The following is a 25,371-nucleotide window of genomic DNA, read 5'->3' as shown; positions in this document are numbered from 1 at the left end:
TACTGGCCTCTCACCCTCCCGGACGCAACCCGGATCCGGCCGCCCGCCGGCCCCTCATCGGCCCCGGCCGCCGGCCCTCGCCGGCCCGCCGCCACGGCCGCCGTCCGCTCCGGCCGCCTCGCCGCCGGCCCTTCCGAGCCCGTTCCCCCAGCCGTTCCCTCAGCCCGTGGGCCGCGCCCTCTCAGCCTGTTCCCTCAGCCCGTGGGCCGCAGCGCGGCGAGCCGCTCCGCGAACGGCACCACGTCGAGGTCGTCCTTGACCGGTCTGGCCGCCGACAGCCCCTGCGTCAGCGCGGCCAGCTCCCCCGCCGCCCGCTCGATGCGCTCGGGCAGCCCCTCCGCACCCCAGTCCTCCGAGGCGGCGTAGACGCCGGTCGGGACGACCACGGCCCGCAGATAGGCGAAGAGCGGGCGCAGGGCGTGGTCCAGGACCAGCGAGTGCCGGGCGGTGCCGCCGGTGGCGGCGATCAGCACCGGCTTGCCGGCCAGCGCGTCGTTGTCGTGCGCGCCGAGCACGTCGAAGAACGACTTGAACAGTCCGCTGTACGACGCCGAGAACACCGGTGTCACGACGATCAGCCCGTCGGCCTGCGTCACGGCGTCGAACGCGGCGGACAGCTCCCGCCCGGGGAAGCCGTTGGTGAAGTTGTGCGCGATCTCGACGGCGAGGTCGCGCAGCTCGACCACCTGGACGTCCGCCGGGGCCTGCCGGTCCACGGCGGCGGCCAGCCGGTCGGCGAGCAGCCGCGTGGAGGACGGGACGCTCAGCCCCGCGGAGACGACGACGAGCTTCATGCGACGGTCACCCCTTCCTGGGAACCCTGGGAGTCATCGGCCTGCGCGGAGTCCTTGGCCGCGAGCAGCGACTGGTGGGTCGGCGCGTCCGGCACGCCCGCCGGGCGCCCGGCCGCGAACTCCTTGCGCAGCACCGGCACGACCTCCTCGCCGAGCAGGTCGAGCTGCTCCAGCACGGTCTTCAGGGGCAGTCCGGCGTGGTCCATCAGGAACAGCTGGCGCTGGTAGTCACCGGCGTACTCGCGGAAGGACAGCGTCTTCTCGATGACCTGCTGCGGGGAGCCGACGGTCAGCGGGGTCTGGTCCGTGAAGTCCTCCAGCGACGGCCCGTGCCCGTAGACGGGCGCGTTGTTGAAGTACGGACGGAACTCGCGCACCGCGTCCTGCGAGTTCTTCCGCATGAACGCCTGGCCGCCGAGGCCGACGATCGCCTGCTCGGCCGTGCCGTGGCCGTAGTGGGCGTACCGGGACCGGTAGAACTCGACCATCCGCTTGGTGTGGTCGGCGGGCCAGAAGATGTTGTTGTGGAAGAAGCCGTCGCCGTAGAAGGCGGCCTGCTCCGCGATCTCGGGCGAGCGGATCGAGCCGTGCCAGACGAACGGCGGTACGTCGTCCAGCGGCCGGGGAGTGGAGGTGAACCCCTGGAGCGGCGTGCGGAACTTGCCCTCCCAGTTCACCACGTCCTCGCGCCACAGCCGGCGCAGCAGGGCGTAGTTCTCGATGGCGAGGTTGATGCCCTCGCGGATGTCCTGCCCGAACCAGGGGTAGACCGGCCCGGTGTTGCCGCGGCCCATCATGAGGTCCGTCCGGCCGTCGGCCAGGTGCTGGAGCATCGCGAAGTCCTCGGCGATCTTCACCGGGTCGTTCGTGGTGATGAGCGTCGTGGAGGTGGAGAGGACCAGCTTCTCGGTGCGCGCCGCTATGTACCCGAGCATGGTCGTCGGGGACGAGGGCACGAACGGCGGATTGTGGTGCTCGCCGGTCGCGAACACGTCGAGCCCGACCTCCTCGGCCTTCAGCGCGATGGCGACCATGGCCTTGATCCGCTCACGCTCGGTCGGCGTACGGCCCGTGGTCGGGTCCGCGGTCACATCGCCGACGCTGAAGATTCCGAACTGCATGCCGCTCAACCTCCAAGTTGTTTACCGTTCAACTATAGCCTCCAACGAGTCCGGCCCGCCAGGTATTCCGCCCCACTGTCATCACCCCACCCACCCGGTTCCGGCCGGGCGGCTTCCGCCCCTTCGCGCCGGAGCGGGCGGCGACCACCCGGACGGCCCGCCGCGTCCGCTTCCCGGGCCTTCACCCCTGACGGCAAGGCGCCGATCGCCACCGACCTGTCGGTCCCTCCGAGCCGGCTGGTACGCATCGACCTGGTGAACGGCGCCCGGAAGGTGCTGGCCGGCACCAGCGGCGCCTCCCGGCCGGCGGTGTCACCCAACGGAAGCAGCATCGCCTTCGCTGCCCCGGGCGGACTGTGGAAGGTTCCGGTCGCAGGAGGAACAGCCGTGGCGGTCACCGGCACGGCCGGGGCCTCCGCCACCGACCCGGCGTGGTCCTACAACAGTTCCAGGCTGTACTTCGCCTCCGGCGCCGCGGTCAAGGCGGTGCCGGCGGCCGGCGGTGCCGCCGTGACGGTCGCGGAGACCAGCAGCACGGAGAGCGACGCCGTCGCCCCGACGGAGATCTACTCTCCGATGCCTTCGGTGGCCACCACGCTCACCATGAGCGTCTCCAAGTCCACCGTGGCCTACGGCACGGCGGTCACGGTCAGCGGCACGCTCGGCCGCAGCGGCGGCGGTGTTGCGGCCGGCCAGACGGTCGCCCCGCAGTTCCAGGCCGCGGGAACCACCACCTGGAAGACGGTCGCCGAGCGCACCACCGGCACCACCGGCACCACCGGCACCACCGGCACCACCGGCACCGTGTCAGCCTCGGTGAAGCCGACCGGCCGGGGTTATTTCCGGCTGGCCTACGCGGGGAAGACCGGCACCGACACGGCGGCACCACTGCGCTCCGCCACATCGGCAAGCCGCTTCGTCCAGGTGAACGCAGTGGTCACGGCCAAGGCTTCGACCACCTCGATCCGGCTCGGAAGCACGGTGAAGGTCACCGGGAAGGCCGTACCGGCCGAGGCGGGCATCCGGATGTCGCTCCAGCGATGGAACGGCACCGGTCGGGCGACCCTCGGCTCTGCCCGACAGAGCTCCACGGGTGCCGTCTCGCTCTCGGTGAAGCCCGCAGCGCGTGGCCCGTACAGCTACCGCCTGTTCAAGAGCGCCACCACGCGGATCGGCGCGGCGGCGTCCCAGACCGTGCGCATCAGGGTGGGCTGACCCGCGAAGCCTCGCGTTCCCCGCGCCATGGAGTCCGGGCGGGCCCGTCCGGTCAGGGCCCGTCCGAACGGCGCCCGGGCTCCTCGACCCGCCCCTCCCGCAACCGGGCGACCTGCTCCCCGCTGAAGTCCACCGTCCGCCGCATATGCCCGATGATCAGGGCGAGTTCGGCGTCGTCCAGCCCGTCGAAGAGGGCGGTCCAGCCGCCGCCCAGCCGCTCCCACATCCGCCCGAACTCGGCGACCTTCTCCGGCACGGTCGCCACGAGCACCCGCCGCCGGTCGGCCGCGTCCCGCCGCCGGACCACGTACCCCGCCTTCTCCAGCCGGTCCACCAGCCGGGTCGCCGACCCGGTCGTCAGGCCCGTCAGCTCCGCGATGCGGCCCGTGGTCACCGCACCACCCTCCAGCGTGAGCAGGTTCAGACACTGGAGGTCGGTGGGGTGCAGGCCGATGTGGTCGGCGACGGCCTGGTTGAGCAGGGCGTAGGAGGCCATGTGGCGGCGGGAGACGGATGACAGTTCGTCCAGCAGCCGCGACCGCTCGTTCTCGGACCCGGACATGCCCCGCTCCTCTTCGTCTGCGCCGTGCAGCGATCGTACGACGCGAAGTGCCCGCCCCCACCGCCCGTGGCGAGCCGGCCGGCAGTGGTCGGACGTGGTCAGAAGTAGTACGAGTCCCCCGTGTCCAGAACCAACACCCGCTGCCGGTCGTTCGCCCGGTTGCCGTCCACCGCGCCACCGCCCCACGCCGTGTCGATCTCCAGCGTCACCTCGTCCGGCCGGTCCCGCAGCCGCAGCACCAGAGCGATCTGGTCGCCCAACCCGTCCTCGGCCAGCGCGCCCGTGCGGCACACCACGTCCCGCGCCGCCGTACGGACACACGCCTGCGGCAGCTGCTGCCGGTCCGCGAGCGGCTGCGACCAGCGCAGCAGCACGCTCGCGTCCGGCACGGCGGACGGGCCGTGGTTGCGCGGGGTCAGCCGGACCTCGACCCGGCCGCCGCTCATCGTCGCCGCACCGTGATACGCCAGATCGGCCTCCGGCACGCCCGACGCGCCCACGGCACCGGCGAACGGCGCCGCCCCGCCGACGAGGGCCAGCGCCGCACCCCACACCGCGAACCCCCGCGCCCCGCGCGTCCTGTGTGTCATCGGTGTCCTCCGCGTCCTGCACGTAACCCGCATGCCGCCACCACTCCTCACTCCACCGCAGTCGCACGGATGTCGCATGGATGTATCCCACGCGGAGCCGACGGCAGGCGCCCTCCATCAGGTGACACCGGAGCCGTCCGAGGGCCGTGCGAAGCTGCCCGCATGCTGATCGTGCGCTCCGCCGCCCTGTTCGTCGTCGCCGCGCTCTTCGAGATCGGCGGCGCCTGGCTGGTCTGGCAGGGCCTGCGCGAACACCGCGGCTGGCTGTGGATCACCGGCGGCGTCCTCGCCCTCGGCGCGTACGGCTTCGTCGCCACCTTCCAGCCCGACGCCCACTTCGGCCGCATCCTCGCCGCGTACGGAGGGATCTTCGTCGCCGGTTCGATCCTGTGGGGCGTGGTCGCGGACGGCTTCCGCCCCGACCGCTGGGACATCGCGGGCGCGCTGATCTGCCTCGCCGGAATGGCCGTGATCATGTGGGCCCCGAGGAACGGCGGCTGACCGCGACCCCACGGAGAACGCCCACCCGTACGACCGACCCCTGTCGCCTACCCTGGTCAGAAACGATCGCGCGCGGCCACGAACCGCCCGCACCACCGCGACGCCGGGCGCACGCGGGACGTCCGCACCCGCGAGACGCCCGACCGAGCGCCCCCACCCGGTACACCCGCCCGCACGCACGAGGAGCAGTCCCATGGCCACCGCCGCACCCTCCGCCGCCTCCCGCATCGCCGTCGTCACCGGTGCGAGCAGCGGAATCGGCGCCGCCACGGCCCGGCAGCTCGCCGCGGCCGGCTACCGCGTCGTCCTGACCGCCCGCCGCAAGGACCGCATCGAGGCCCTGGCGGAGGAGCTCACCGCGGCCGGCCACGCGGCGACGGCGTACCCGCTCGACGTCACCGACCGCGCGGCCGTCGACGAGTTCGCGACCGCGTTCAAGACCATCGGCGTCCTGGTCAACAACGCGGGCGGCGCACTGGGCGCCGACCCGGTCGCGACCGGCGACCCCGCGGAGTGGCGCACGATGTACGAGACGAACGTCCTCGGCACGCTGAACCTCACCCAGGCCCTGCTGCCCAAGCTCGACGCGAGCGGCGACGGCACGATCGTGATCGTCTCCTCCACGGCCGGCCACGGCACGTACGAGGGCGGCGCGGGCTACGTCGCCGCCAAGCACGGCGCCCACGTCCTCGCCGAGACACTGCGCCTGGAGATCGTCGGCCGGCCGGTCCGCGTCATCGAGATCGCGCCCGGCATGGTCAAGACCGACGAGTTCGCGCTGACCCGCTTCGGCGGCGACACGGAGAAGGCGGCGAAGGTCTACGCGGGCGTCGCCGACCCGCTGACGGCCGACGACGTGGCGGACACGATCACCTGGGCGGTGACCCGCCCCGCCCACGTCAACATCGACCTCCTGGTCGTCCGCCCGCGCGCCCAGGCGTCCAACACGAAGGTCCACCGGGACGCCTGATGCCGGACTCCGAGCGGCTCCCCGACGACCCCGCCCGCAGCGCCGAGAAGCGCCGCCTCGCCCAGGAGACCAAGGACGAACGCCAGGTCTGGATCTTCCTGGCCTACTTCCTCTTCGGCATCCACGTCATCGCCTTCGTGATGATCTACGCGGTGCGGCACGCGAAGTGAGTCTCAGGGCACCGAGCACTCGGGGTCGTCGACGATCACCGCGTTCGCCGGGATGATCACGACGTCGTCCTCGTCCTCCGGCTGGACGAACCGGGTGGTGGCGTACGCCCGCCTGCCGTCCCCGACGCACTTGCTGGCGAGGTTCCCGAAGCCGTCCGGGAAGTTGTACACCTCGGCCGGGCTGTCCTCGCCGGCCCGGCCCGCCACCGGGGCGTCGGCCTTGCCCCGCTCCTGGTAGTGCTGCCTGGAGCAGCCGCCGAGCAGGGAGACGAGCAGCAGCGCACCGCAGCCGACCGCGAGGCCGCGCCCGTGGGCCCGCCTCAGGAGGCGCACGACTCGTCCTCCACGATCTGCACGTTCGAAGGGCCGGTGGCGTTCGTCGTGACGTAGGCGCGAAAGCCGTGCCCCACGCACTTGGTGGCGAGGTTCCCGAAGCCGTCCGGCATGTTGTAGACCTCGGCCGGGGTGTCGTCGCCCGCCTTGCCCCGCACCGGGGCGTCGCCCTTGCCCCGCTCGTCGTTGTAGCTCTGCGAACAGCCCGCGAGAACGGCCCCCGCGGCCAGGACCAGGGCCGCGGCTCCCGCGGCCGCGCGTATGCGCTCACGTCTCATCGAAAATCCCCCGTACTGGTTTGTCGGACCTACCTCCGAAGACAGCCCGACACCGGCTCCGGTTCCCCGCCGCCCCGACCCGGATCGGTGACCGCGCCGGCGTCGGTTCCCTCGGCCCTGGCCCAGGGCCTTTCGCTGGTGCCGTGGCAGGCGACGTTCGCCCGTGAAGGAGCGGCGTCCGGTGCGTGCTCCCGGCGTGCCGGCCGGAAGTCCTCGTACCGGCGTACTCGGGCTTTCGTCCGGTGCGGCGGGAGTGCGTGCCGGGCGTCGCGACGGGGCGAACGTTGCCCGTTGCGGCACTAGGGTCGGTGTCCGTGGACAGACACCTGCCCTTCGAGGCCCTGCACAACTTCCGTGACCTGGGCGGCTACCCGGCCGACGACGGCCGCCGGGTCCGCCCGGGCCGCCTGTTCCGCTCGGACTCGCTCGGCAAGCTGACACCGGAGACGGAGGACTGGTCCCGCTTCCTCTCCCTGGGCATCCGCACCGTGGTGGACCTGCGCCACCCCTGGGAGATCGAGACCCGGGGCCGCGTCCCGGCCCACCCCTCCTTCGCCTACCACAACCTCAGCATCGAGCACCGCCCCTACGACCAGGCGGCCCTGACCCCCGACATCGACCCCGGCCCCTATCTGGCCGAACGGTTCATGGAGGTCGCGCAGGACGGCACGAGGGAACTGCGCACCGCACTGGAACTGATCGCGGAGTCGGCCCGCTCGGACGCCCCCCTGGTCTTCCACTGCGCCTCGGGCAAGGACCGCACCGGCCAGCTCGCCGCCCTGGTCCTCTCCCTCCTGGGCGTCCCGGACCAGGTGATCATCGAGGACTTCAGCCTCACGGAACTCGCCACCCGGTCCCTGCTGGCCGACTGGCGGACCCGCAACAACGGCCGCACGCCCACCTGGCCGGGCTTCGCCCGCGCCCCCGAGTCGGTGATGCGCCTGTTCCTGGCCTCCCTGTACGCCCGCCACGGCTCGACGCGCGCCTACGTGAGCCAGGCCCTGGGCATGGACGCGGAAGCCCTCTCCGCCACCCTGCGCACCCACCTCCTGGAACCCGCGCCCACCACCTGGCCGGCGCCGGCCTACCGCCGGGCGACCCCCGGCGACGCCCCCGCCCTGGTCCGCCTGCGTGACACGGCCGCCCTCTGGCAACTGGCCCGCGGAATCACCCAGTGGCAGCCCGGCGAGAAGGACGAGACCCACTTCCGCACCCGTATGCGCGAGGGCGAGGTGTGGCTGGCCCACACCGGCGACCATCTCCACGGCGCCTGGGAACTCTGGTGGGACGACCCGGCCGCCTGGGGACCCCGGCCCCCGGAGGCGGGCTACATCCACCGCCTCATGACCACCCCGCACACGGCCCCGCCGGGCACCGGCCGCACCATGCTGGCCCAGGCCGAATCCCGCATCGCCGCCACCGGCCGCCCCTACGCCCGCCTGGACTGCCTCGCCTCCAACCCCCGTCTGCGCGCCTACTACGAGTCCGCGGGCTACACGGTGGTCGGCGAACAGCGAGCGAAGGACGGCGGCTCGGGCAGCCCGTACGCGGTGACCCTGCTGGAGAAGCGACTCGGCTGACGCCCGCAGACGCGACTCGGCTGACGCCCGAAGAGACGTCCGAAGACGCGACTCGGCCGGCATCCGGAGAGACGGCCGGAGAAGCCGCCCGTCCGACGCGCGCGGGGCCCGGGCGGCAAACGCCACCCGGGCCCCGCGCCTGTCCGACGCCTTACGCGGGCGTCTCAGCCCTTCACACAGACGACCTGCTTCAGCTTCGCCACGACCTCCACGAGGTCGCGCTGCTGGTCGATGACCTGCTCGATCGGCTTGTAGGCCCCCGGGATCTCGTCCACGACACCGGAGTCCTTACGGCACTCCACGCCCCGCGTCTGCTCCTCCAGGTCCTTCGTCGAGAAGCGCCGCTTCGCCGCGTTGCGGCTCATCCGCCGACCTGCGCCGTGCGACGCCGAGTTGAAGGCCTTCTCGTTGCCGAGGCCCTTCACGATGTACGAACCCGTGCCCATCGAGCCCGGGATGATCCCGAACTCGCCGGAGCCGGCCCGGATCGCGCCCTTGCGGGTCACGAGCAGATCCATGCCGTCGTAGCGCTCCTCGGCCACGTAGTTGTGGTGCGCGCTGATCTCCGGCTCGAAGGTCGGCTTGGCCTTCTTGAACTCCTTGCGGATCACGTCCTTCAGGAGCGCCATCATGAGCGTGCGGTTGTGCTTCGCGTACTCCTGCGCCCAGAACAGGTCGTTGCGGTACGCCGCCATCTGCGGGGTGTCCGCGATGAAGACGGCGAGGTCACGGTCGACGAGCCCCTGGTTGTGCGGGAGCTTCTGGGCCACGCCGATGTGGAACTCGGCCAGTTCCTTGCCGATGTTCCGGGAACCGGAGTGCAGCATCAGCCAGACAGAATCGGTCGTATCTATGCAAACTTCGACGAAATGATTTCCGGATCCGAGCGTCCCCATCTGCTTGGTGGCGCGCTCCTGGCGGAACTTCACCGCGTCCGCGATCCCGTCGAACCGCCCCCAGAAGTCGTCCCACCCCGCCGTCGCCAGCCCGTGGAAGCCGCCCGGGTCCACGGGGTCGTCATGCATGCCCCGCCCGACCGGAATCGCCTGCTCGATCTTCGAGCGCAGCCGCGAAAGGTCCCCGGGCAGGTCGTTCGCCGTCAGCGAGGTCTTGACCGCCGACATTCCGCACCCGATGTCGACCCCCACCGCGGCGGGACACACCGCGCCCGCCATCGCGATGACCGAACCGACGGTCGCACCCTTTCCGTAGTGCACGTCCGGCATCACGGCCAGGCCCTTGATCCACGGCAGGGTCGCGACGTTCTGGAGCTGGCGCAGCGCCACGTCCTCGATCGTCGCGGGGTCGGTCCACATCCGGATGGGCACCTTCGCCCCCGGCATCTCCACGTACGACATATCGTCCTCATTCCCCCACGAGAAACATAAAAGCCTTGAATCGCAAAACCGGCGCCAAGGTCGATGAATGGGACAACGGACCGGCGTCCACGGCAGTGCGTGCGATACACATTGTCTCCAGGGAACGCCCCCGTGCGGCAAGCGAATAACCAGCGGGGACACTGGCGGCCCCAGGATCGTTCCAGGGGCGGACACCCACACCGGCACCCACCGGGACACACCGTCGAAAGGAGCCTCACCGTGCAGCGCAAGGCGTACGTAACCGGCGTCACCGCACTCCTCGCGGTACTGCTGGCCGGCTGCACCGGTAGCTCAGGCGAGGGCGACACCACGGACAACTCCAACCCCGGCCGGCCCGGTACGGCGACGGCCGCGGCCCAGCCCGGCAAGTACCGCACGCTCCCGGAGCCCTGCGCCGCGGTCGGCGACGACACCCTCGACGCCCTGCTCCCCGGTCTCGCGCAGATCGTCGACCAGGAGCAGCGGGACAACGCCTACAAGGGCGAGGCGACCCTGACGTACGACACCGACCGCAAGGTCGGCTGCCGTTGGAAGGTCGACTCGGCGGACGCCACCGACCACCTCCTCGTCGACTTCGAGCGGGTGGTGTCGTACGACAACGCGGTGAGCGACGACAACCAGGCCGAGCAGCTCTTCGCCACGCGGGTGGAGGCGGCCGACCTCCCCGAGCCGGCCGCCGTCAGCACGACCGCGGCCGGATCGGTGTCCGCCGACCCGAGCGCGACACCGTCCTCGCCGAAGTCTTCGTCACCCCCGTCGTCCTCCTCGCCGTCACCTTCCTCCTCGCCGTCCTCCTCGGGCGCCCCGGGGGGCCAGAACCCGTCCCCTTCCTCCTCCTCTTCCTCCTCCACCGCCCCCTCCGACCTCCAGCCCCGCACGCTCGACGACCTCGGCGACGAGGCCTTCGTGGACGACGTGCTCAGCAGCTCCGGTTCGACGGCCAAACAGCGCACGGTGACTGTGGCGTTCCGCACGTCCAACGTCATCGTGACCATCGAGTACGAGGAGCAGCCGGCCACCGTCGGCGTCGTCCCGGACAGCAAGGAAATGCAGGACAGGGCCCGGAATCTGGCTGCGCGACTGGCCGACACACTGGGCGGTTAGCCCCACTTCCGCACCCGCCCGCACCTGTCCGCGAAGCGAACGAAGCGCGACCGCACAGCTTCTTCACCGCGTACCGTGGCCCCTCGGACCCGACCCGACCGCAGGAACCACGAGCGTCATGAGTGAAGGAACCATGCAGCGACGAGCCCAGCGAGACGACCAGTGCGACCAGCGAGTCCAGCGAGCGAAGCGCCTTCGCCGTGCCCTTGTCGGCGCGGCGGCGGTCCCCGTGATCCTGGTCGCCGCGGGCTGCTCCTCGGACTCCGGCTCCGACTCCGCCGCCGGCTCCGGTGACAGCGCGCAGCAGGACTCCGGCAACGGCGCGACGGCGAACGCGTCGCCGACGGTCCAGGCGGCGGCGTACCAGAAGCTGCCCGAGGTGTGCGCGGTGCTGCCGGCGAAGACCCTGACCGAACTCGTACCGAAGGGTGCGAAGTCGGGCAAGAAGGGCGAGTCGAACGACACGGCGTCACGTGGCAGCTGCTCCTGGAGCAGCCTGGAGAACAAGGGCGTCAAGGGTTCGCAGTTCCGCTGGCTCAACGTCTCGCTGCTGCGCTTCGACTCCGACACCGCGCGCGGTACGGGCGAGAAGCAGGCGCAGGCCTACTACGCGAAGCAGATCCAGGACGCCCGCGCGGTGTCGGGTGCGAAGAACACGAAGTCGGAGCCGCTGGCCGGGACGGGCGACGAGGCGACGACCGTGCGCTACGACCTGAAGAAGAAGGAAGGCGCCTTCAAGCAGCAGACGGTCGTGGCCCGCGTGGAGAACGTGGTCGTCACCCTCGACTACAACGGCGCGGGTCTGGCCGGCGAGAAGACCCCGAGCGCCGACGCTCTGGTGAAGGCGGCGCAGAAGGCCGCGAAGCAAGCCGTCACCGCGGTGGCGTCGGCGAACGGCGCCGACACCGGCAGCGGATCCGGCAGTGACTCCGGCGGCGCGGGCACGGCGAACCCCTCCCCCTCGAAGTCGTCGTCCAAGTCTCCGTCGAAGGCGCCGTCCAAGTCTCCGTCGAAGTCGGCGAGCGCCTCCTCTTCTCCCTCAGCGCCGAAGAAGAGCTGACTGTCACACCTGGCGGCCAACCCCCTGTTCGCCCCGGCTTTTTGACGGAGCCCGGCCCCCTCGGGACCGGGCTCCTGGCGTACCGGCAACACGTCCGGCGTACACATGTGCCACTCTGTTGCGCGCAACAACACGCAAGGGGAGGGGAGTACGGTGGCCGCGCCACTGCAGCTGACTCGGATGCACCGCGTTCTCATCGGCGTGGTCGTGACCGGCGCCGTGATCATCGCCGGCATCGGCTTCGCCGGTTCGTACGCGGCGGTCCGCGAGCTGGCGATCCAGAAGGGCTTCGGGAACTTCGCCTATGTCTTCCCGATCGGCATCGACGCGGGTATCTGCGTCCTCCTCGCGCTCGACCTGCTTCTGACCTGGATCCGGATACCCTTCCCGCTCCTGCGTCAGACGGCGTGGCTGCTGACGGCGGCGACGATCGCCTTCAACGGCGCCGCCGCCTGGCCGGACCCGCTGGGCACGGGCATGCACGCGGTGATCCCGATCCTGTTCGTGGTGGCGGTCGAGGCCGCCCGCCACGCCATCGGCCGGATCGCCGACATCACGGCCGACAAGCACATGGAAGGCGTCCGCCTCACCCGCTGGATGCTCTCGCCCCTGCCGACGTTCCTGCTGTGGCGGCGGATGAAGCTGTGGGAGCTGCGCTCCTACGAGCAGGTCATCAAGCTGGAGCAGGAACGGCTCGTCTACCAGGCCCGTCTGCGCTCCCGCTTCGGCCGGGCCTGGCGGCGCAAGGCCCCGGTGGAGTCGCTGATGCCGCTGCGCCTGGCCCGCTACGGCGTCCCCCTGGCGGAGACCGCCCCCGCGGGCCTCGCGGCAGCGGGCATCGAACCGGCCCTGCTCCCCCCGGCACCCCAGCCGACGCCCGCCGCAGCCCCCTTGGAAGCCACGCCCGACCGCGCCATCGAGGCGGCGCCCGCCCCGCGCCAGGCGGCGCCCGCACAGCAGCAGCGCCCCGAGCCCGACGCGGACCAGTACCCCACGGAGCCCGAGTTCGTGCCCGAACCGGACCAGAGCCCGTGGTTCGAGGCTCCCCGGCAGGCCGAGTACCAGGGCGGCTACAACCCGGCCTACAACCCGGAGCAGCAGTACGCCGCCTGGTACGCCGAACAGCAGCAGGCCGAGCAGTACCAGGACCAGTACGTCGAGGAGCCCCCGGTCCAGGAACCGTCTCCGGAGGAGACCGGCACCTTTCCCATCCCGGCCGGCCCCAACCGCACCCGCCAGCTCGGCGAGGGCGGCGGCACCCCCGTCCCGGAGCCGGACGAGGAGTCGTACTACCAGGTCTTCAAGCAGTCGATAAACGGCAGCTACCCGACCCCGAGCCAGTTCGCCGACAACGTCGAGGCGACCTACCGCGTCCCCGTCTCGGACGCCGAGGCCAAGCGCATGGTCATGCGCTTCCAGAACCGCCACGCGGCGGAACTGGAGGAGGACCACATCGCGTGATCCGCGCGTACGAAGGAGGGGGCGCCCGGTGCTGACACCGGGCGCCCCCTCCTCGTGGACGCCGAAGCGGTCTACTCGCCGAGCAGCTCCCGCACCCGCTCCTGGCCGACCGCCAGCAGCAGCGTGGGCAGCCGCGGGCCGGTGTCGCGGCCGACGAGCAGGTGGTAGAGCAGGGCGAAGAACGTCCGCTGGGCGGTCTTGATCTCCGGCGGGAGTTCCTTGGGCGTGGCGTCGGCGGAGAAGCCGGCCTGGACCTTGGGAACGCCGTAGACGAGATGGGTGAGCCCGTCCAGCGACCAGTGGTCGGCCAGCCCGTCGGCCAGCAGCCGCAGGGACTGCCGGGAGGCCTCGTCGAGGGACTTCAGCAGCTCGGCGTCGGGCTCCTCGCGCACGATGGTCCGCTGGTCGGCGGGAACGTGGGTGTTGATCCACGCCTCTGCCTTGTCGTACCGCGGGCGGGCCTCCGCCAGCGTCCCCAGCGGGTCGTCCGGGTCGAGTTCGGACAGGATCCGCAGCGCCTGGTCCTCGTGTCCGGCGGTGATGTCGGCCACCGAGGCCAGGGTCCGGTACGACAGCGGCCGCGGCGTGCGCGGCAGCTCGCCGTCCGCGGTACCCACCGCACGGGCGTGCGCGGCCACGTCCGCCGGAAGGGCCGAACCGTCGGCGACCTTCGCGTCGAGCTTGTCCCACTCGTCGTAGAGGCGCTGGATCTCCTGGTCGAAGGCGATCTTGAAGGACTGGTTGGGCCTGCGACGGGCGTACAGCCAGCGCAGGATCTGCGGCTCCATGATCTTCAGCGCGTCGCCGGGTGTGGGCACACCACCCCTCGACGACGACATCTTCGCCATGCCGCTGATGCCGACGAACGCGTACATGGGCCCGATGGGCTGCTCGCCGTCGAAGATGCCGACGATCTGCCCGCCGACCTGGAAGCTCGACCCGGGCGAGGAGTGGTCGACACCGCTCGGCTCGAAGACGACGCCCTCGTACGCCCAGCGCATCGGCCAGTCGACCTTCCAGACCAGCTTGCCGCGGTTGAACTCGTTCAGCCGGACGGTCTCGGAGAAGCCGCAGGAGTCGCAGGTGTACGTCAGCTCGGTGGTGCCGTCGTCGTACGAGGTGACCTTGGTCAGGTCCTTCTCGCAGTTGCCGCAGTACGGCTTGTACGGGAAGTACCCGGCGGAACCGGAGCTGCCGTCGTCCTCGGCGGCCGCGCCCGAGCCCTCCTCGGCCTCCAGCTCGGCCTCGTCGAGCGGCTTCTGACCCTGCTGCTTCTTCGCCGGGGCCTTCCTGGTGCGGTACTGCTCCAGGATCGCGTCGATGTCGCCGCGGTGCTTCATGGCGTGCAGGATCTGCTCGCGGTAGACACCGGAGGTGTACTGCGCCGTCTGGCTGATCCCGTCGAACTCCACGCCCATCTCGGCGAGCGCCTCGACCATCGCGGCCTTGAAGTGCTCGGCCCAGTTCGGGTACGCCGAGCCCTGCGGGGCCGGGACGGAGGTCAGCGGCTTGCCGATGTGCTCGGCCCACGACTCGTCGACACCCGCGATGCCGGCCGGCACCTTGCGGTAGCGGTCGTAGTCGTCCCAGGAGATCAGGTGCCGGACCTGGCGGCCCCGCCGGCGGATCTCGTCGGCGACGAGGTGCGGGGTCATGACCTCGCGGAGGTTGCCCAGGTGGATCGGGCCGGAGGGGGAGAGGCCGGACGCCACGACGACCGGTTTGCCCGGGGCCCGACGCTCCGACTCCTCGATGACCTCATCCGCGAAACGGGAGACCCAGTCGGTGGTCTCGGTGCTCTGAGCCACGATCGGCACGTCCTCTTTTTCTGAAGGTTGTCCTGAAGGTTTTCCTGAAGGCTTTGGCCTGCGTACGGACCGCCCTCATTCTCCCAGACCACCAGGCGCCTGGGAAAACGGCTTTACCCTCCATGGGATACTGAGTGGGTCTATCCATCCCACGAGGAGAACGGCACCCACTCCTATGGCCTCGGTCACGTCCCTCAGCGACTCCGTCCAGCAGCACCTCGCGACGGCACTCTCGGCAGCCCTGCCGGATGCCGGTTCCGCGGACCCGCTGCTGCGACGAAGCGACCGGGCGGACTTCCAGGCGAACGGCATCCTGGCCCTCGCGAAGAAGGCCAAGGCCAACCCGCGGGAGCTGGCGACGCAGGTCGTCGAGCGGGTCGAGTCGGGTGGCGTGATCAAGGACATCGAGGTCTCCGGCCCCGGCTTCCTGAACATCACGATCAGCGACAAGGCGATCATCGAGAACCTGGCCGCGCGGTACGCGGACAGCGACCGGCTCGGAGTGCCGCTCGCCGCGCACCCGGGCACGACGGTGATCGACTACGCGCAGCCGAACGTGGCCAAGGAGATGCACGTCGGCCACCTGCGCTCGGCGGTGATCGGTGACGCGGTGGTCAAGCTCCTGGAGTTCACCGGCGAGACCGTCGTACGGCGGCACCACATCGGCGACTGGGGCACCCAGTTCGGCATGCTCATCCAGTACCTGGACGAGCACCCGCACGAGCTGGACCACAAGTCCGGCGCGGTGAGCGGCGAGGAGGCGATGTCGAACCTCGACCGCCTCTACAAGTCGGCCAGGAAGCTCTTCGACTCCGACGAGGCGTTCAAGACCCGGGCCCGGCGCAGGGTCGTGGACCTCCAGGCCGGGGATCCGCACACGCTGGCCACCTGGCAGAAGTTCGTGGACGAGTCGAAGATCTACTTCTTCTCCGTCTTCGAGAAGCTGGACATGGAGATCCAGGACGCGGACATCGTGGGCGAGTCCGGCTACAACGACATGCTCGCGGAGACCTGCCGCCTGCTGGAGGAGTCCGGCGTCGCGGTCCGCTCGGAGGGCGCCCTCTGCGTGTTCTTCGACGACGTCAAGGGCCCCGACGGCAACCCGGTCCCGCTGATCGTGCAGAAGTCGGACGGCGGTTACGGCTACGCGGCCACCGACCTCTCCGCGATCCGCGACCGCGTCTTCAGCCTGAAGGCGAACACGCTCGTGTACGTCGTGGACGCCCGCCAGGCGCTGCACTTCCGGATGGTCTTCGAGACCGCCCGCCGGGCCGGCTGGCTGAACGACGACGTCAAGGCCCTCCAGCTCGCCTTCGGCACGGTCCTCGGCAAGGACGGCAAGCCGTTCAAGACCCGTGAGGGCGAGACCGTCAAGCTGGTCGACCTCCTCGACGAGGCGGTCGAGCGGGCGACGGCCGTCGTCCGGGAGAAGGCCGGGAAGGTGGGCCTGTCCGAGCCGGAGATCGTCGAGAACGGCCGGTACGTCGGCATCGGCGCCGTCAAGTACGCGGACCTGTCGACGTCGGCGGTACGGGACTACAAGTTCGACCTGGACCAGATGGTGTCGCTGAACGGCGACACGTCCGTCTACCTCCAGTACGCGTACGCCCGTATCAAGTCGATCCTGCGCAAGGCGGGCGAGGCCCGTCCCGCCGCCCACCCGGAGCTGGAACTGGCCCCGGCGGAGCGGGCGCTGGGCCTGCACCTGGACCAGTTCGGCGAGCTGGTGCTGGAGGTGGCCGCGGGCTACGAGCCGCACAAGCTGGCGTCGTACCTGTACCAGCTGGCGTCGCTGCTGACCACGTTCTACGACCAGTGCCCGGTGCTGAAGGCCGAGACGCCGGAGCAGGTGGAGAACCGGCTGCTGCTGGTCGACCTGACGGCCAGCACGCTCCACAAGGGCATGGCCCTACTGGGCATCAGGACGCCCGAGCGTCTTTGATCGGCCCATCGGTCCGCGCCTCTCCGTAAGCTCGTGCTTCGCCAATTCTTCACTCCGTGGCTCCGTCTCGCGACGACGACTTCCTGACAACTCAATGGCCCGCCGTTAGAGTTGACCAATCGCCACAATGCGGATGGTCACCACGGGGGGTCATGATCATCGTCGAGGAGTCGCGAGCCGCGGAAACCACCGTCCTCGGGACCGAGAGCACTGTCCTGCAAAGCGACCCGACGGTCCCGGAGCAGGACGTCGGGGGTTCCCACCCAGGTGGGAACCCCCACACAGAAAGTCACACGACGGTCCTGTCCTCCGAGGCGAAGGCCGCCGCCGTGCGGACCACCCTCGCCTCTCCTCTGCACAACCTGCCCGCTCTGCCCCCGCAGCCCTTCGTGGGTCGTGGCCAGGACCTGGAGCGGCTGGACAGATCCTTACGCTCCGGCGGCGGGGTCGTCACCCAGACGACCACGGTGAACAACCTGGGCGGAATCGGCAAGACCGCCCTAGCGCTGCGGTACGCGCACTCCAGGCTGGCCGGCTATCGGCTCGTCTGGTGGATCGTCGCCGAGACCGAGGAGCAGATTGCCTCCGGTTTCGGCGGCCTCGCCCTTTGCCTGTACCCGTCGTGGGCCCGGGAGGCCACCGCCAGAGAACGCACCGAGTGGGCTCTGACCTGGCTGGAGAACCACGCCAACTGGTTGCTCGTATACGACAACGTGGAACGGCCCGAGGAACTGACACCGTCTCTGGGACGGTTGTCTGGTCACGGCCACCAGCTGGTCACAAGCCGGTGCGGCACCGGCTGGCCCGCAGATGCCTCCCTGGTCAGCCTGAACTTACTCGGCCACGGGGACGCAGTCAGCCTGCTGACCGAGACATCCGAACGGGGCGTCGCCACCGCGTCGTCCGGGCAAGTCTCCGGCCCCTCCTCCGATTCTGTCCTCTCCCCCGCCCTCTCGCCCGCAGCCCTGCTCGCGGTTGACCTCGGACGTCTGCCCTTGGCTCTCGCCCAGGCGGGCGCCTATCTACGCGAGACCGGCACCGACTTCGCCGCCTACCGGGCCGAGCTGGCCCTCCAGCCCGGCACCGAACCGACCGATGACTCAGGCCCCTCAGACCGAACCATCGCCCGCATCTGGCAGACCAGCCTGAACTCGATCCGAGCCGACCATCCGTCTGCCGTCTCCCTCCTCCACACCCTGGCCTGGTACGCCCCCGAGGCGGTACCGCGTGAGGTACTGGACCGCTTGGGATCGCGCCTCCGGGTCCAGGACGTCGAGCACTCGCTCGCCGCGCTGGCCGCTTACCACCTCGTCACAGCCGGCCCCGAGGGTCCGACCCTGCACCGGCTCGTCCGGCAGACCCTCCAGCAGGCCGATCCACCCGAGGTGCCCGAGGCCCGCGACCTGGCCGAAGCCGCGCTGGCCGCCGACCTTCTCGGAACATCCGCCGAGCGCGTGCGGCAGAGGCTGGTGCACATCCAGGCCCTCGCGGGGACCGGTCCGTCCGCCGAACCGGACGGGGCGGCAGTCGAGATGTACCGGCGCGGTGCCGCCGAGCTGGTCGAGCGGGAACAGCACGTACTGGCGATCCCGTTGATGTCCCTAGCCGTCGACGGCAGCAGGCGGCTGTTCGGCGAGGACCACGACACCACGCTCGACGATCGTGACCGCCTGGCGGAACTGCACGCCAAAGCGGGTGACCCGGCTCGCGCAGTCAAACTGTGCCAGGACGTCTATCTCGACCGCGCCCAGGCCCATGGGCAGGAGGCCATACAGACGCTCGCTGCCCGGGACCGTCTGGCGTACGCGCACCGCAAGGCGGGGGACGCTATCCGCGCCGTGGGGGAGCTGAGGGCCGTGGTAGCCGACCGCGTCCGGGTCCAAGGCGAGGAGCACCCGGACACGCTCATGAGCCGCAACAACCTGGCCTACGCGCTCCAGACAGCAGGCCGCTACCAAGCCGCCGTCGACGAATTCCGGGCGGTCGTCGCGGACCGCGAGCGGGTCCTGGGCGCGGAGCACACGGACACGCTCGCCAGTCGGACCAACCTGGCATACGCGCACCTGAGCGCCGGCGACCACCGCACCGCGCTAACCCTGTATGAGCAGGCTGTCGCGGACCGGCGGCGCGAGCACGGTCCGGACCACCCTGACACGCTGACGAGCCGCGGCTGGCTGGCCTCCGCCCACCGGACCGCGGGCGACCCGCGCACGGCGCTCGCCCTGTTCCGGGAGGTGGTCGCCGATCGGACACGGGTGCAGGGAGCGGATCATCCGGACACCCTGCGCAGCCGCCAGGACCTGGGCTGGGCGTTGTCCGGCGCGCAGGGCCCGGACGCGGCGCTGCGGGAGTTCGAAGCACTCGCACGAGACAGCGCACGGGCTCAGGGGCCGGACCATCCCGCCACCCTCGAATACCGCAGCGGCATCGCGGAGTCGCACCGCAACCGGTCGGACTACGCACGAGCGGCCGAAGGGTTCGAGTCGGTGGTCGCCGACTGCACCCGGGTCAGAGACAAGGACCATCCCGACACCCTGCGTGCTCGGGGCTCGCTGGCCTACACATGGCAGCTGGCGGGGGATCACGCGCGGTCCATCGGCGAGCGTCGGGCGCTGGTCACGGACCGGACGCGGGTGCAGGGCGCCCAGCACCCGGCGACACTCGCCGCTCGAGCCGAACTGGCCTACGCCCATCGCGCGGCCTCCGACTTCCCGGCCACGATCGAGCTACTCGAGGCCGTCCTGCGGGATCGCTGCAAAATCCTGGGTGCCGAGCATCCCCGGGTCTTCGCCACCCGCGCGGCACTGGCTCACACCCTCCAGCAGAACGGCAGCCACACCCGCGCGGTCCAGCAGTTCGAGACGCTGCACCGGGACATGCAGCGTCTCCTGGGCCCCGAGAACCCCCAGGTCCTCGGTGTCCGACTCGACCTCGCCCGGGTGTACGCCGAGGAGGGACGGCACACACAGGCCGTGGAGCTCTACAAGCTCTTGGCCGCGGACTACGAACGGATCCACGGACCCGACCACCCCAAGACCCTCGCGGTACGGCTGTGGACAGCGATCTCCCACCGTGCGGCCGGCCGGTATGACCAGGCCGGCGCACTGCTCGACGCGCTGATCACCGACCGCTCCCGGATTCAGGGACCGGACCATCCGGACACACTGAACGCCAGGAGCTGGCGAGCGTGGGTGTTGCGATCTGCGGGAGATTCCAAGCGGGCGATCACGGCCTACCAGGAACTGGTCGAGGACCGCACCCGCATCCTGGGCCCTCAGGCTGCAGGCACGCTCGACGAGCGCAACCGTCTAGTGCTGGCCCAACTGGGTGACGGCGACCACAAAGGCGCGATCGACGGATTCACCGACCTTCTCCGGGAGCGGCGCCTGCTGATGGGCGCTGACGCGCCGGAGACTCTGATCACGCTGGAGAACCTGGCTTACGCCTGTTCGGCGGACGGTCAGCACGACCGGGCCGTCACGCTGTACGAAGAGGCCATCGCGACCCGGACCCGAAAGTCGGGGGCCACCCATCCGAGCACCCTGAACTCGTGGCGGAATCTGGCAATGGCCCAGCGGACGGCCGGCCGGCACCGTTCGTCGCTGCGCACGCTGCACTCCGCACTCGACGAACGTCGTCGCATCGACGGTCCCGATCATCCCTCCGTGCTTTCCCTGCGCTACGACGTGGTGGCGGGACTCAACGCGGCCGGTGACCACGTCCGCGCCGCGGAACTGGGCGATCAGCTGCTGACCGACTACGCCCGGAGGTATGACCGGGACCACCTCTCCCTGCTGAACGCCCGTATGCAGCTCGCGAACGCGTGGCGGCAGTCCGGCGATTACCAGCGAGCCATGGTCGGATACGAGGCGCTGGTGGAGGACTGCGCACGGGTCCACGGTCCGGAACACAGTGAGACCCTCGCGGCGAGGTCCCTGCTGACGTTCGCTCTCTCCGAGCGCCACGACTACGAAGAGGCCATCGCCGTCGGCCTGGCGCTGGTGGACGACAGCACGCGCGTTCAGGGCGCCGACCATCGCCAGGTCCTCCAGAAGCGGCGCAACGTGGTCCGCTGGCGCGACTGGGCGGACGACCGCGTCGGAGCCCTGCGCGACCTGGACGTGTTGCTGCGCGACCACGAACGGGTGCTCGGCGCCGACCATGCCGACACCCTCGCGCTGCGCGGGGAGGTCGTCGAAGCCCTGCTGAGCCCCGCGACAGCCACGCGAGCGGTGGAAGCCGCCACCCGACTGGTGGAGGACGTCACCCGCCTGCTGGGACCGGACGACGTCAAGACCCTCACCGAACGCGGGCGACTCGCCGAGGCGCACGAGCAGGCGGGCCATCTCGCCCGGACCCTGCCCATGCGTGAGGCGCTCGTGGCGGACCGCCTCCGGGTGCAGGGCGCCGATCATGGCGCCACCTTCAGCGCGCGCAGGCGAGTGTCCTGGTCCCTGCGTCTGGTCGGCGACCGGGTGCGAGCCGTGCGGGAACTCCTGGCCTTGGTCGAGGACAGCGACCGGGAGCACGGCCCGGACCACCCCGCCTCCCTGCGCTGCCGTCTCGCCCTGGCGTCCGCCTACCGGGAGGGGGGCGATCCGCGACAAGCGGTGCTGGTCCTCGAAGACCTCCTCAAGCGCTGCGAGACGGCTCTGCCCGAGGCGCACTGGATGACACTCTGGGCCCGCGGTGATCTGGCCTGGACTACGGCGGACACCGGGCCCGCCGACACCGCGGTGCGCCTGGCCCTGGACTTGGTCGAGGACTGCAAGCGCCTCTTCGGCGCCCGCCATCGTCAGACGCTGCGCCATCTGCCGTTCCTGGCCCACGCCCAGTCGCAGGCGGGCCGGCCTCGAAAAGCCCTGGAGGTCATGACTGAGCTCCTCGGTTCCCAAGCCCTGCTGACGGCCCGGAACCTGCCCCTGCCCGAGACACCCGAAGCCATCGCCCTCGTCCATCGGAAGGCAGCTCACGCGGGCGCCGAGGATCCGGACGAAATCGTGCGCCTGGGCGTGATCGTCGAGATCTTCGCCCGCAGTACTGGCGCCTTCCGTCCCACCCTCGCCGTCCAGCTCGCCGACCACCTCTCCCACGCGGGCGATCACGGTACGGCGGCGGATCTGCTGAAGGCCGTGCACGAGGGCCGGGCCCGCACGTTCGGCCCCGACCATCCGCTCACCCTGGAGAGCCTCGCCGCGCTGGCCTTCGCGGCTCTGGAGGCCGGCGACCCGGACTCCGCACCGTCCCACGAGGAACTGATCGCCCGCTGGGAACAGGTCTTCGGGCCGGATCATCCAGAGACGGAGGAACTCCGTTGGCGGCTGCGCACGGCGCGACCGGCCTGGCGGGCCCGGGTTTCGCTGCTGACGGACGACGAGCCGACGGTCGGCCGCCCGGCGCCCGTCGAGGTCGCCCTGGTCCGGGAGGAGGGTGCCACCGGGGCCACGCCGGCCCTCGTCATGGTGGTCCCGTCCTGCCGGACGGCCGCCTCGGTGGAACCGGCCCTGGCGGAGTACGACCCCGACGGTGCCCCGGCGCGCTTCACACTGACCGCGCACGAGCCGGGGGAACACGACATCCGCTTCACGCTGTACGACCATGCGTCCGGACTGGTGTTGCAGGACCTTCGGACGACGGTCAGGGTAACGGGCTCGCCAAACCAGAACGAGCACGCTCCGCACGGTTCCGGGGAGGACTGACCCGCATGACGCAAAACCTCGCCGTGGAGGTGCTCCGAGACCCCTCCCACGGATTCACGGGTGTGCCGCCCCAGTGGGACGGTACGCCGACCGCCCCCGCAGACGGCCCACCTGCCGAACTACGGGTCAAGCTGTACCGGTCCGGCCTGGACGAACTCAAAGCCCTCGCCACGCTCCAGGGCGCACAGGAAGCTGGTGCTGGTGCGAGACCGTGGCACCAGGCCACGCTGGCGGTGTCCCCCGAGGAACTGCTGGATCGTGCCGACCGGTTGCGGGCCATCTGGCGCGACCAGGTGGTCCACCACCAGAACACCGATACGGTCACAGCCACCGGCACCGACTCCGGGTATGGGCAGCGGGTGGGCGCCTACCTCCTATCGGAGGCCGTCGATCTGACCGAACTGTCCGCGCTGACCGACCCGTTGGTAGCGCGGTTGGCTGACGAGGGTTTCGATCTGCTCCATGTGCTGCTCGATGGGCCGGACTACGCCCTGGGCCGCTTCCGCGAGTTCCTGATGAGCACGCTCAACGGCGAGCGACCCTTACGGATCAGCTTCGAGTCGGAGTGGCAGTTGCCCTGGCCCATGCTCGCCGTGGATCCTGCGCGGTGCGCGAGTCCGTGGGAGGCGTTCCTCGGTCACCGGCACCAGGTCGAGCAAGCCGACACCGGTTATCCCTGGGACCATGCCCCGCTGGGCCGACGCCAGCTGGCGACCACCAGCCTCAACAAGGACACGGCCCTCGACCACGTGGGCCGGGCGCACGAGGTGCACAAGCTCCTGGAGGAACGCTCCCTGCTGACCGTCCGCACCCAGGGAAGCGAACTTCTGGACGCCCTGTCGCGTTCCGTGCTGCACGAGGACGTCATGTATTTCTGGTGCCACGGCCACTTCGTGAGCACTGGTGCATCGAGCCAGTGTCTGACCATCCGGCTCTCCGACACCGAGAACATCGACGGCCCCGTGGTACAGCGCAAACGGCGCTCCTACGCATACAGCGCCCAGGCCCGCTTCAAGCCCTTCGTGCTGCTGAACGCCTGCCACTCGGCTCAGGCGGCGGCTCCGGGACGACTGAAGCACCTAGGACAGGAACTGATCGCCTTGGGAGCGGACGGGGTCCTCGCGCCGCAGATCGAGATCCCCCAGGTGTTCGCGACCGAGTACGCGCACGCGTTCCTCGACCGCTATTTGAGCGGCAGACACACCGTGGGCGAGATAGGCCAGTGGCTGGTGCGGCACTTCGCACGGGATTTCCACAACCCGCTCGCCCTCGCCTACTCCTTGAACTGCGGTATCAACAACCGGTTGGACCTCGCATCATGATCAGGCACCGAAAGCGCGCGCCGACACCGACGCTGGCCCCACCCGCCGAAGTCGACCTCGACGAGCAGGGACGCCTGACCGTTCCGGGTGGCGGAACGCCGGTGCCCGTCGGCCGGGTCGCCGAACAGCTGGCACGGCAGCTGCCCCTTCCCGACTGGGCGACCGACATCCACGTGTACGTCCACGGCTGGCGGACCCCGCCCGATGCAGCGCCACGGCGGGCCGTACGGCTGCTGAGCCAGGCAGTGGATCTGTACGCGGCTGCGCCCGACCGTTACCCGGGCCTGAAAGGCGGATACCGCCCGTGGTGCGTCGTCGTGCGGTGGCCGTCGGCCAGCCGACGATCGTTCAGCGGGTACCGGAGGATCAAGGACCGAGCGCACGCAATGAGCGCACAGGGCAAGGGGCACGCGCCCTATGTCATCGGGCACTTGTTGGGCTATCTGGACGGTGAGCGGGGTGATCCCAAGGGACCTGCGGTCCTCGCGGGCCGAAGCGGCAAGTATCTGCAGTTGATCGGCCACTCCTTCGGCGGTCGCTTCCTGTGCGAGGCGATACAGCGAGCAGCGGAGCGCCCGCCAGTCCTCGGCTGGAGCACCCCGCACGACCCGCGGCGCCCCTTCACCGTGGACAGCATGCTGATCTTTCAGATGGCTGCCCCGCGCGACGTTTTCACCACCAGCTTCGACAGCCTGTTCCCGACGGCCGCACACCCTGGCGCTCCGCTCCGCGGCCCGATCGCCCTCACCCACTCTCGCTGGGACCGGGCCGCCGGCTACTGGCACCTGCGCGCCGAAAAAGCGCCTGGAATCGGCCACTCCGGCGCCGGTGCGGCCCCGATCCCTCAGTTCTCCACCCGGCTGCTCCCGACCGACTCCGTCTATCCACAGCAGGTCCTGGACCATCGCCTCGTCAACGTCAACGCGGACTGGCTCTACCGGGGCAGTATTCGTACCCGCATCCATCCATCCGGCGCCCACTCCGACATCTACCATCCGGAATCCGCCCACCTCCTCTTGACCCTGGCGGAGCGCTCCCGCTGACCCGCGTCCCGTCACCCCTTCGGCCACGCGAACTCGCACCACACCACCTTGCCGAGCTCCCGTTCTCGTACGCCCCACTTGTCGGACAGCGCCGCGACGAGCAAGAGCCCCCGCCCGCCCTCGTCCCGCCCGCCCCCGTCCCGTCCGGCCGCGACACGCGGCACGCCCGGCCCGCTGTCGTGCACCTCCACCCGCAGCACGTGCCCGTCGTAGCGCAGGAACACCAGGAAGTGGCGCCCGGGCGGCACCCCGTGCAGCAGCGCGTTCGTCGCCAGCTCGCTCACGCACAGCAGCGCGTCGTCCCCGACGTCGGTACCGGCGAGCCCCCAGCCCTCCAGCACCTCGTACGCGAACCGCCTGGCAGCGGGCACCGACCGACGCTCACGCCGGAAGAACTTCTCCCGCAGAGGCGGAAGTTGGATCGTCTCGTTCACGGGAC

Annotated in this window: 21 protein-coding genes; 12 read left to right on the top strand and 9 right to left on the bottom strand. The window is 70.6% G+C overall.

Annotated elements, in window-relative coordinates; all coding sequences use genetic code 11:
- Positions 1 to 194: 194 nt before the first annotated feature.
- The gene (locus ACFV0T_RS12620; protein ID WP_385777473.1) at positions 195 to 794 is read right to left on the bottom strand and encodes an FMN reductase; all 600 of its coding nucleotides are present in this window, start codon (positions 792 to 794) and stop codon (positions 195 to 197) included.
- Positions 791 to 1,915, bottom strand: a complete 1,125-nt coding sequence (locus ACFV0T_RS12615) for an LLM class flavin-dependent oxidoreductase (protein ID WP_385777472.1) — start codon at positions 1,913 to 1,915, stop codon at positions 791 to 793. Before ACFV0T_RS12615 ends, ACFV0T_RS12620 begins: the two co-directional genes overlap by 4 nt.
- 387 nt (positions 1,916 to 2,302) lie before the next feature.
- Between ACFV0T_RS12615 and ACFV0T_RS12610 the strand changes: the two genes are divergently transcribed.
- Positions 2,303 to 3,130 (top strand): hypothetical protein, encoded by an 828-nt coding sequence (locus ACFV0T_RS12610; protein WP_385777470.1) that lies wholly within the window; start codon positions 2,303 to 2,305, stop codon positions 3,128 to 3,130.
- A gap of 52 nt (positions 3,131 to 3,182) precedes the next feature.
- Here ACFV0T_RS12610 and ACFV0T_RS12605 read toward each other — a convergent pair whose 3' ends face one another.
- Positions 3,183 to 3,692, bottom strand: a complete 510-nt coding sequence (locus tag ACFV0T_RS12605) for a MarR family winged helix-turn-helix transcriptional regulator (RefSeq protein WP_385777468.1) — start codon at positions 3,690 to 3,692, stop codon at positions 3,183 to 3,185.
- 98 nt (positions 3,693 to 3,790) lie between these two features.
- Entirely contained in the window at positions 3,791 to 4,282 is a 492-nt protein-coding gene (locus tag ACFV0T_RS12600) for a hypothetical protein (protein ID WP_385777467.1), read from the bottom strand.
- A 162-nt stretch (positions 4,283 to 4,444) separates the two neighbouring features.
- Between ACFV0T_RS12600 and ACFV0T_RS12595 the strand changes: the two genes are divergently transcribed.
- From ACFV0T_RS12595 to ACFV0T_RS12585, 3 genes are all read left to right on the top strand, one after another.
- Entirely contained in the window at positions 4,445 to 4,783 is a 339-nt protein-coding gene (locus ACFV0T_RS12595; RefSeq protein ID WP_385777465.1) for a YnfA family protein, read from the top strand.
- 193 nt (positions 4,784 to 4,976) lie between these two features.
- Complete coding sequence (locus tag ACFV0T_RS12590) at positions 4,977 to 5,753, top strand: SDR family NAD(P)-dependent oxidoreductase (RefSeq protein ID WP_385777463.1); 777 nt, start codon at positions 4,977 to 4,979, stop codon at positions 5,751 to 5,753.
- A complete protein-coding gene (locus ACFV0T_RS12585; RefSeq protein ID WP_385777461.1) occupies positions 5,753 to 5,923 on the top strand; it encodes a hypothetical protein in 171 nt (56 codons plus the stop codon). Before ACFV0T_RS12590 ends, ACFV0T_RS12585 begins: the two co-directional genes overlap by 1 nt.
- Before the next feature lie 3 nt (positions 5,924 to 5,926).
- On the opposite strand, the gene ACFV0T_RS12580 is transcribed toward ACFV0T_RS12585, so the two are convergent.
- Both ACFV0T_RS12580 and ACFV0T_RS12575 read right to left on the bottom strand, forming a co-directional pair.
- Positions 5,927 to 6,256 (bottom strand): hypothetical protein, encoded by a 330-nt coding sequence (locus ACFV0T_RS12580; protein WP_385777459.1) that lies wholly within the window; start codon positions 6,254 to 6,256, stop codon positions 5,927 to 5,929.
- Entirely contained in the window at positions 6,244 to 6,534 is a 291-nt protein-coding gene (locus ACFV0T_RS12575; protein WP_385777457.1) for a hypothetical protein, read from the bottom strand. The genes ACFV0T_RS12580 and ACFV0T_RS12575 overlap by 13 nt, the downstream gene beginning before the upstream one ends.
- Positions 6,535 to 6,848: 314 nt before the next feature.
- Here ACFV0T_RS12575 and ACFV0T_RS12570 point away from each other — a divergent pair, with 314 nt between their 5' ends.
- Positions 6,849 to 8,114 (top strand): GNAT family N-acetyltransferase, encoded by a 1,266-nt coding sequence (locus ACFV0T_RS12570; RefSeq protein WP_385777455.1) that lies wholly within the window; start codon positions 6,849 to 6,851, stop codon positions 8,112 to 8,114.
- A 164-nt stretch (positions 8,115 to 8,278) separates the two neighbouring features.
- On the opposite strand, the gene ACFV0T_RS12565 is transcribed toward ACFV0T_RS12570, so the two are convergent.
- Complete coding sequence (locus tag ACFV0T_RS12565; protein WP_385777453.1) at positions 8,279 to 9,472, bottom strand: RtcB family protein; 1,194 nt, start codon at positions 9,470 to 9,472, stop codon at positions 8,279 to 8,281.
- A gap of 240 nt (positions 9,473 to 9,712) precedes the next feature.
- On the opposite strand from ACFV0T_RS12565, the gene ACFV0T_RS12560 reads away from it, so the two are divergent.
- The 3 genes from ACFV0T_RS12560 (at position 9,713) to ACFV0T_RS12550 (ending at position 13,118) form a co-directional block, all read left to right on the top strand.
- On the top strand, positions 9,713 to 10,597 hold the full coding sequence (locus tag ACFV0T_RS12560) for a DUF3558 domain-containing protein (RefSeq protein WP_385777451.1): 885 nt from the start codon (positions 9,713 to 9,715) through the stop codon (positions 10,595 to 10,597).
- Between the two features lie 118 nt (positions 10,598 to 10,715).
- Positions 10,716 to 11,657, top strand: coding sequence for a DUF3558 domain-containing protein (locus ACFV0T_RS12555; protein WP_385777449.1), 942 nt, complete (start codon positions 10,716 to 10,718; stop codon positions 11,655 to 11,657).
- Positions 11,658 to 11,810: 153 nt separating this feature from the next.
- Positions 11,811 to 13,118 (top strand): DUF2637 domain-containing protein, encoded by a 1,308-nt coding sequence (locus tag ACFV0T_RS12550; protein ID WP_385777446.1) that lies wholly within the window; start codon positions 11,811 to 11,813, stop codon positions 13,116 to 13,118.
- A gap of 71 nt (positions 13,119 to 13,189) precedes the next feature.
- On the opposite strand, the gene lysS is transcribed toward ACFV0T_RS12550, so the two are convergent.
- Positions 13,190 to 14,935, bottom strand: coding sequence for a lysine--tRNA ligase (gene lysS, locus ACFV0T_RS12545; RefSeq protein WP_385777444.1), 1,746 nt, complete (start codon positions 14,933 to 14,935; stop codon positions 13,190 to 13,192).
- Positions 14,936 to 15,101: 166 nt separating this feature from the next.
- On the opposite strand from lysS, the gene argS reads away from it, so the two are divergent.
- From argS to ACFV0T_RS12525, 4 genes are all read left to right on the top strand, one after another.
- Positions 15,102 to 16,868 (top strand): arginine--tRNA ligase, encoded by a 1,767-nt coding sequence (argS, locus tag ACFV0T_RS12540; protein WP_385777442.1) that lies wholly within the window; start codon positions 15,102 to 15,104, stop codon positions 16,866 to 16,868.
- 152 nt (positions 16,869 to 17,020) lie between these two features.
- Positions 17,021 to 22,567 carry a tetratricopeptide repeat protein gene (locus ACFV0T_RS12535; RefSeq protein ID WP_385777440.1) on the top strand — a complete coding sequence of 1,849 codons (5,547 nt, stop codon included), beginning with the start codon at positions 17,021 to 17,023 and terminating at the stop codon, positions 22,565 to 22,567.
- A 5-nt stretch (positions 22,568 to 22,572) separates the two neighbouring features.
- Positions 22,573 to 23,889, top strand: a complete 1,317-nt coding sequence (locus ACFV0T_RS12530) for a hypothetical protein (RefSeq protein ID WP_385777438.1) — start codon at positions 22,573 to 22,575, stop codon at positions 23,887 to 23,889.
- The gene (locus ACFV0T_RS12525) at positions 23,886 to 24,932 is read left to right on the top strand and encodes a hypothetical protein (protein ID WP_385777436.1); all 1,047 of its coding nucleotides are present in this window, start codon (positions 23,886 to 23,888) and stop codon (positions 24,930 to 24,932) included. Before ACFV0T_RS12530 ends, ACFV0T_RS12525 begins: the two co-directional genes overlap by 4 nt.
- A gap of 11 nt (positions 24,933 to 24,943) precedes the next feature.
- Here the strand turns inward: ACFV0T_RS12525 and ACFV0T_RS12520 are convergent, their stop codons facing one another.
- Positions 24,944 to 25,366 (bottom strand): ATP-binding protein, encoded by a 423-nt coding sequence (locus tag ACFV0T_RS12520; protein ID WP_385777434.1) that lies wholly within the window; start codon positions 25,364 to 25,366, stop codon positions 24,944 to 24,946.
- Between the last annotated feature and the right edge of the window lie 5 nt (positions 25,367 to 25,371).

The sequence above is a fragment of the Streptomyces sp. NPDC059582 genome, from assembly GCF_042735715.1.
Taxonomy (GTDB): domain Bacteria; phylum Actinomycetota; class Actinomycetes; order Streptomycetales; family Streptomycetaceae; genus Streptomyces.
Note: the sequence above shows the minus strand (reverse complement) of the source record. Positions and strands in the feature narration are given on the sequence as shown.

Excerpts from the sequence above, each read along its gene's own strand:
- ACFV0T_RS12620 (WP_385777473.1), bottom strand. The coding sequence starts at position 794 with ATGAAGCTCGTCGTCGTCTCCGCGGGGCTGAGCGTCCCGTCCTCCACG.
- ACFV0T_RS12615 (WP_385777472.1), bottom strand. The coding sequence starts at position 1,915 with ATGCAGTTCGGAATCTTCAGCGTCGGCGATGTGACCGCGGACCCGACC.
- ACFV0T_RS12605 (WP_385777468.1), bottom strand. The coding sequence starts at position 3,692 with ATGTCCGGGTCCGAGAACGAGCGGTCGCGGCTGCTGGACGAACTGTCA.
- ACFV0T_RS12600 (WP_385777467.1), bottom strand. The coding sequence starts at position 4,282 with ATGACACACAGGACGCGCGGGGCGCGGGGGTTCGCGGTGTGGGGTGCG.
- ACFV0T_RS12595 (WP_385777465.1), top strand. The coding sequence starts at position 4,445 with ATGCTGATCGTGCGCTCCGCCGCCCTGTTCGTCGTCGCCGCGCTCTTC.
- ACFV0T_RS12590 (WP_385777463.1), top strand. The coding sequence starts at position 4,977 with ATGGCCACCGCCGCACCCTCCGCCGCCTCCCGCATCGCCGTCGTCACC.
- ACFV0T_RS12585 (WP_385777461.1), top strand. The coding sequence starts at position 5,753 with ATGCCGGACTCCGAGCGGCTCCCCGACGACCCCGCCCGCAGCGCCGAG.
- ACFV0T_RS12575 (WP_385777457.1), bottom strand. The coding sequence starts at position 6,534 with ATGAGACGTGAGCGCATACGCGCGGCCGCGGGAGCCGCGGCCCTGGTC.
- ACFV0T_RS12565 (WP_385777453.1), bottom strand. The coding sequence starts at position 9,472 with ATGTCGTACGTGGAGATGCCGGGGGCGAAGGTGCCCATCCGGATGTGG.
- ACFV0T_RS12555 (WP_385777449.1), top strand. The coding sequence starts at position 10,716 with ATGAGTGAAGGAACCATGCAGCGACGAGCCCAGCGAGACGACCAGTGC.
- argS (WP_385777442.1), top strand. The coding sequence starts at position 15,102 with ATGGCCTCGGTCACGTCCCTCAGCGACTCCGTCCAGCAGCACCTCGCG.
- ACFV0T_RS12535 (WP_385777440.1), top strand. The coding sequence starts at position 17,021 with ATGATCATCGTCGAGGAGTCGCGAGCCGCGGAAACCACCGTCCTCGGG.
- ACFV0T_RS12530 (WP_385777438.1), top strand. The coding sequence starts at position 22,573 with ATGACGCAAAACCTCGCCGTGGAGGTGCTCCGAGACCCCTCCCACGGA.
- ACFV0T_RS12525 (WP_385777436.1), top strand. The coding sequence starts at position 23,886 with ATGATCAGGCACCGAAAGCGCGCGCCGACACCGACGCTGGCCCCACCC.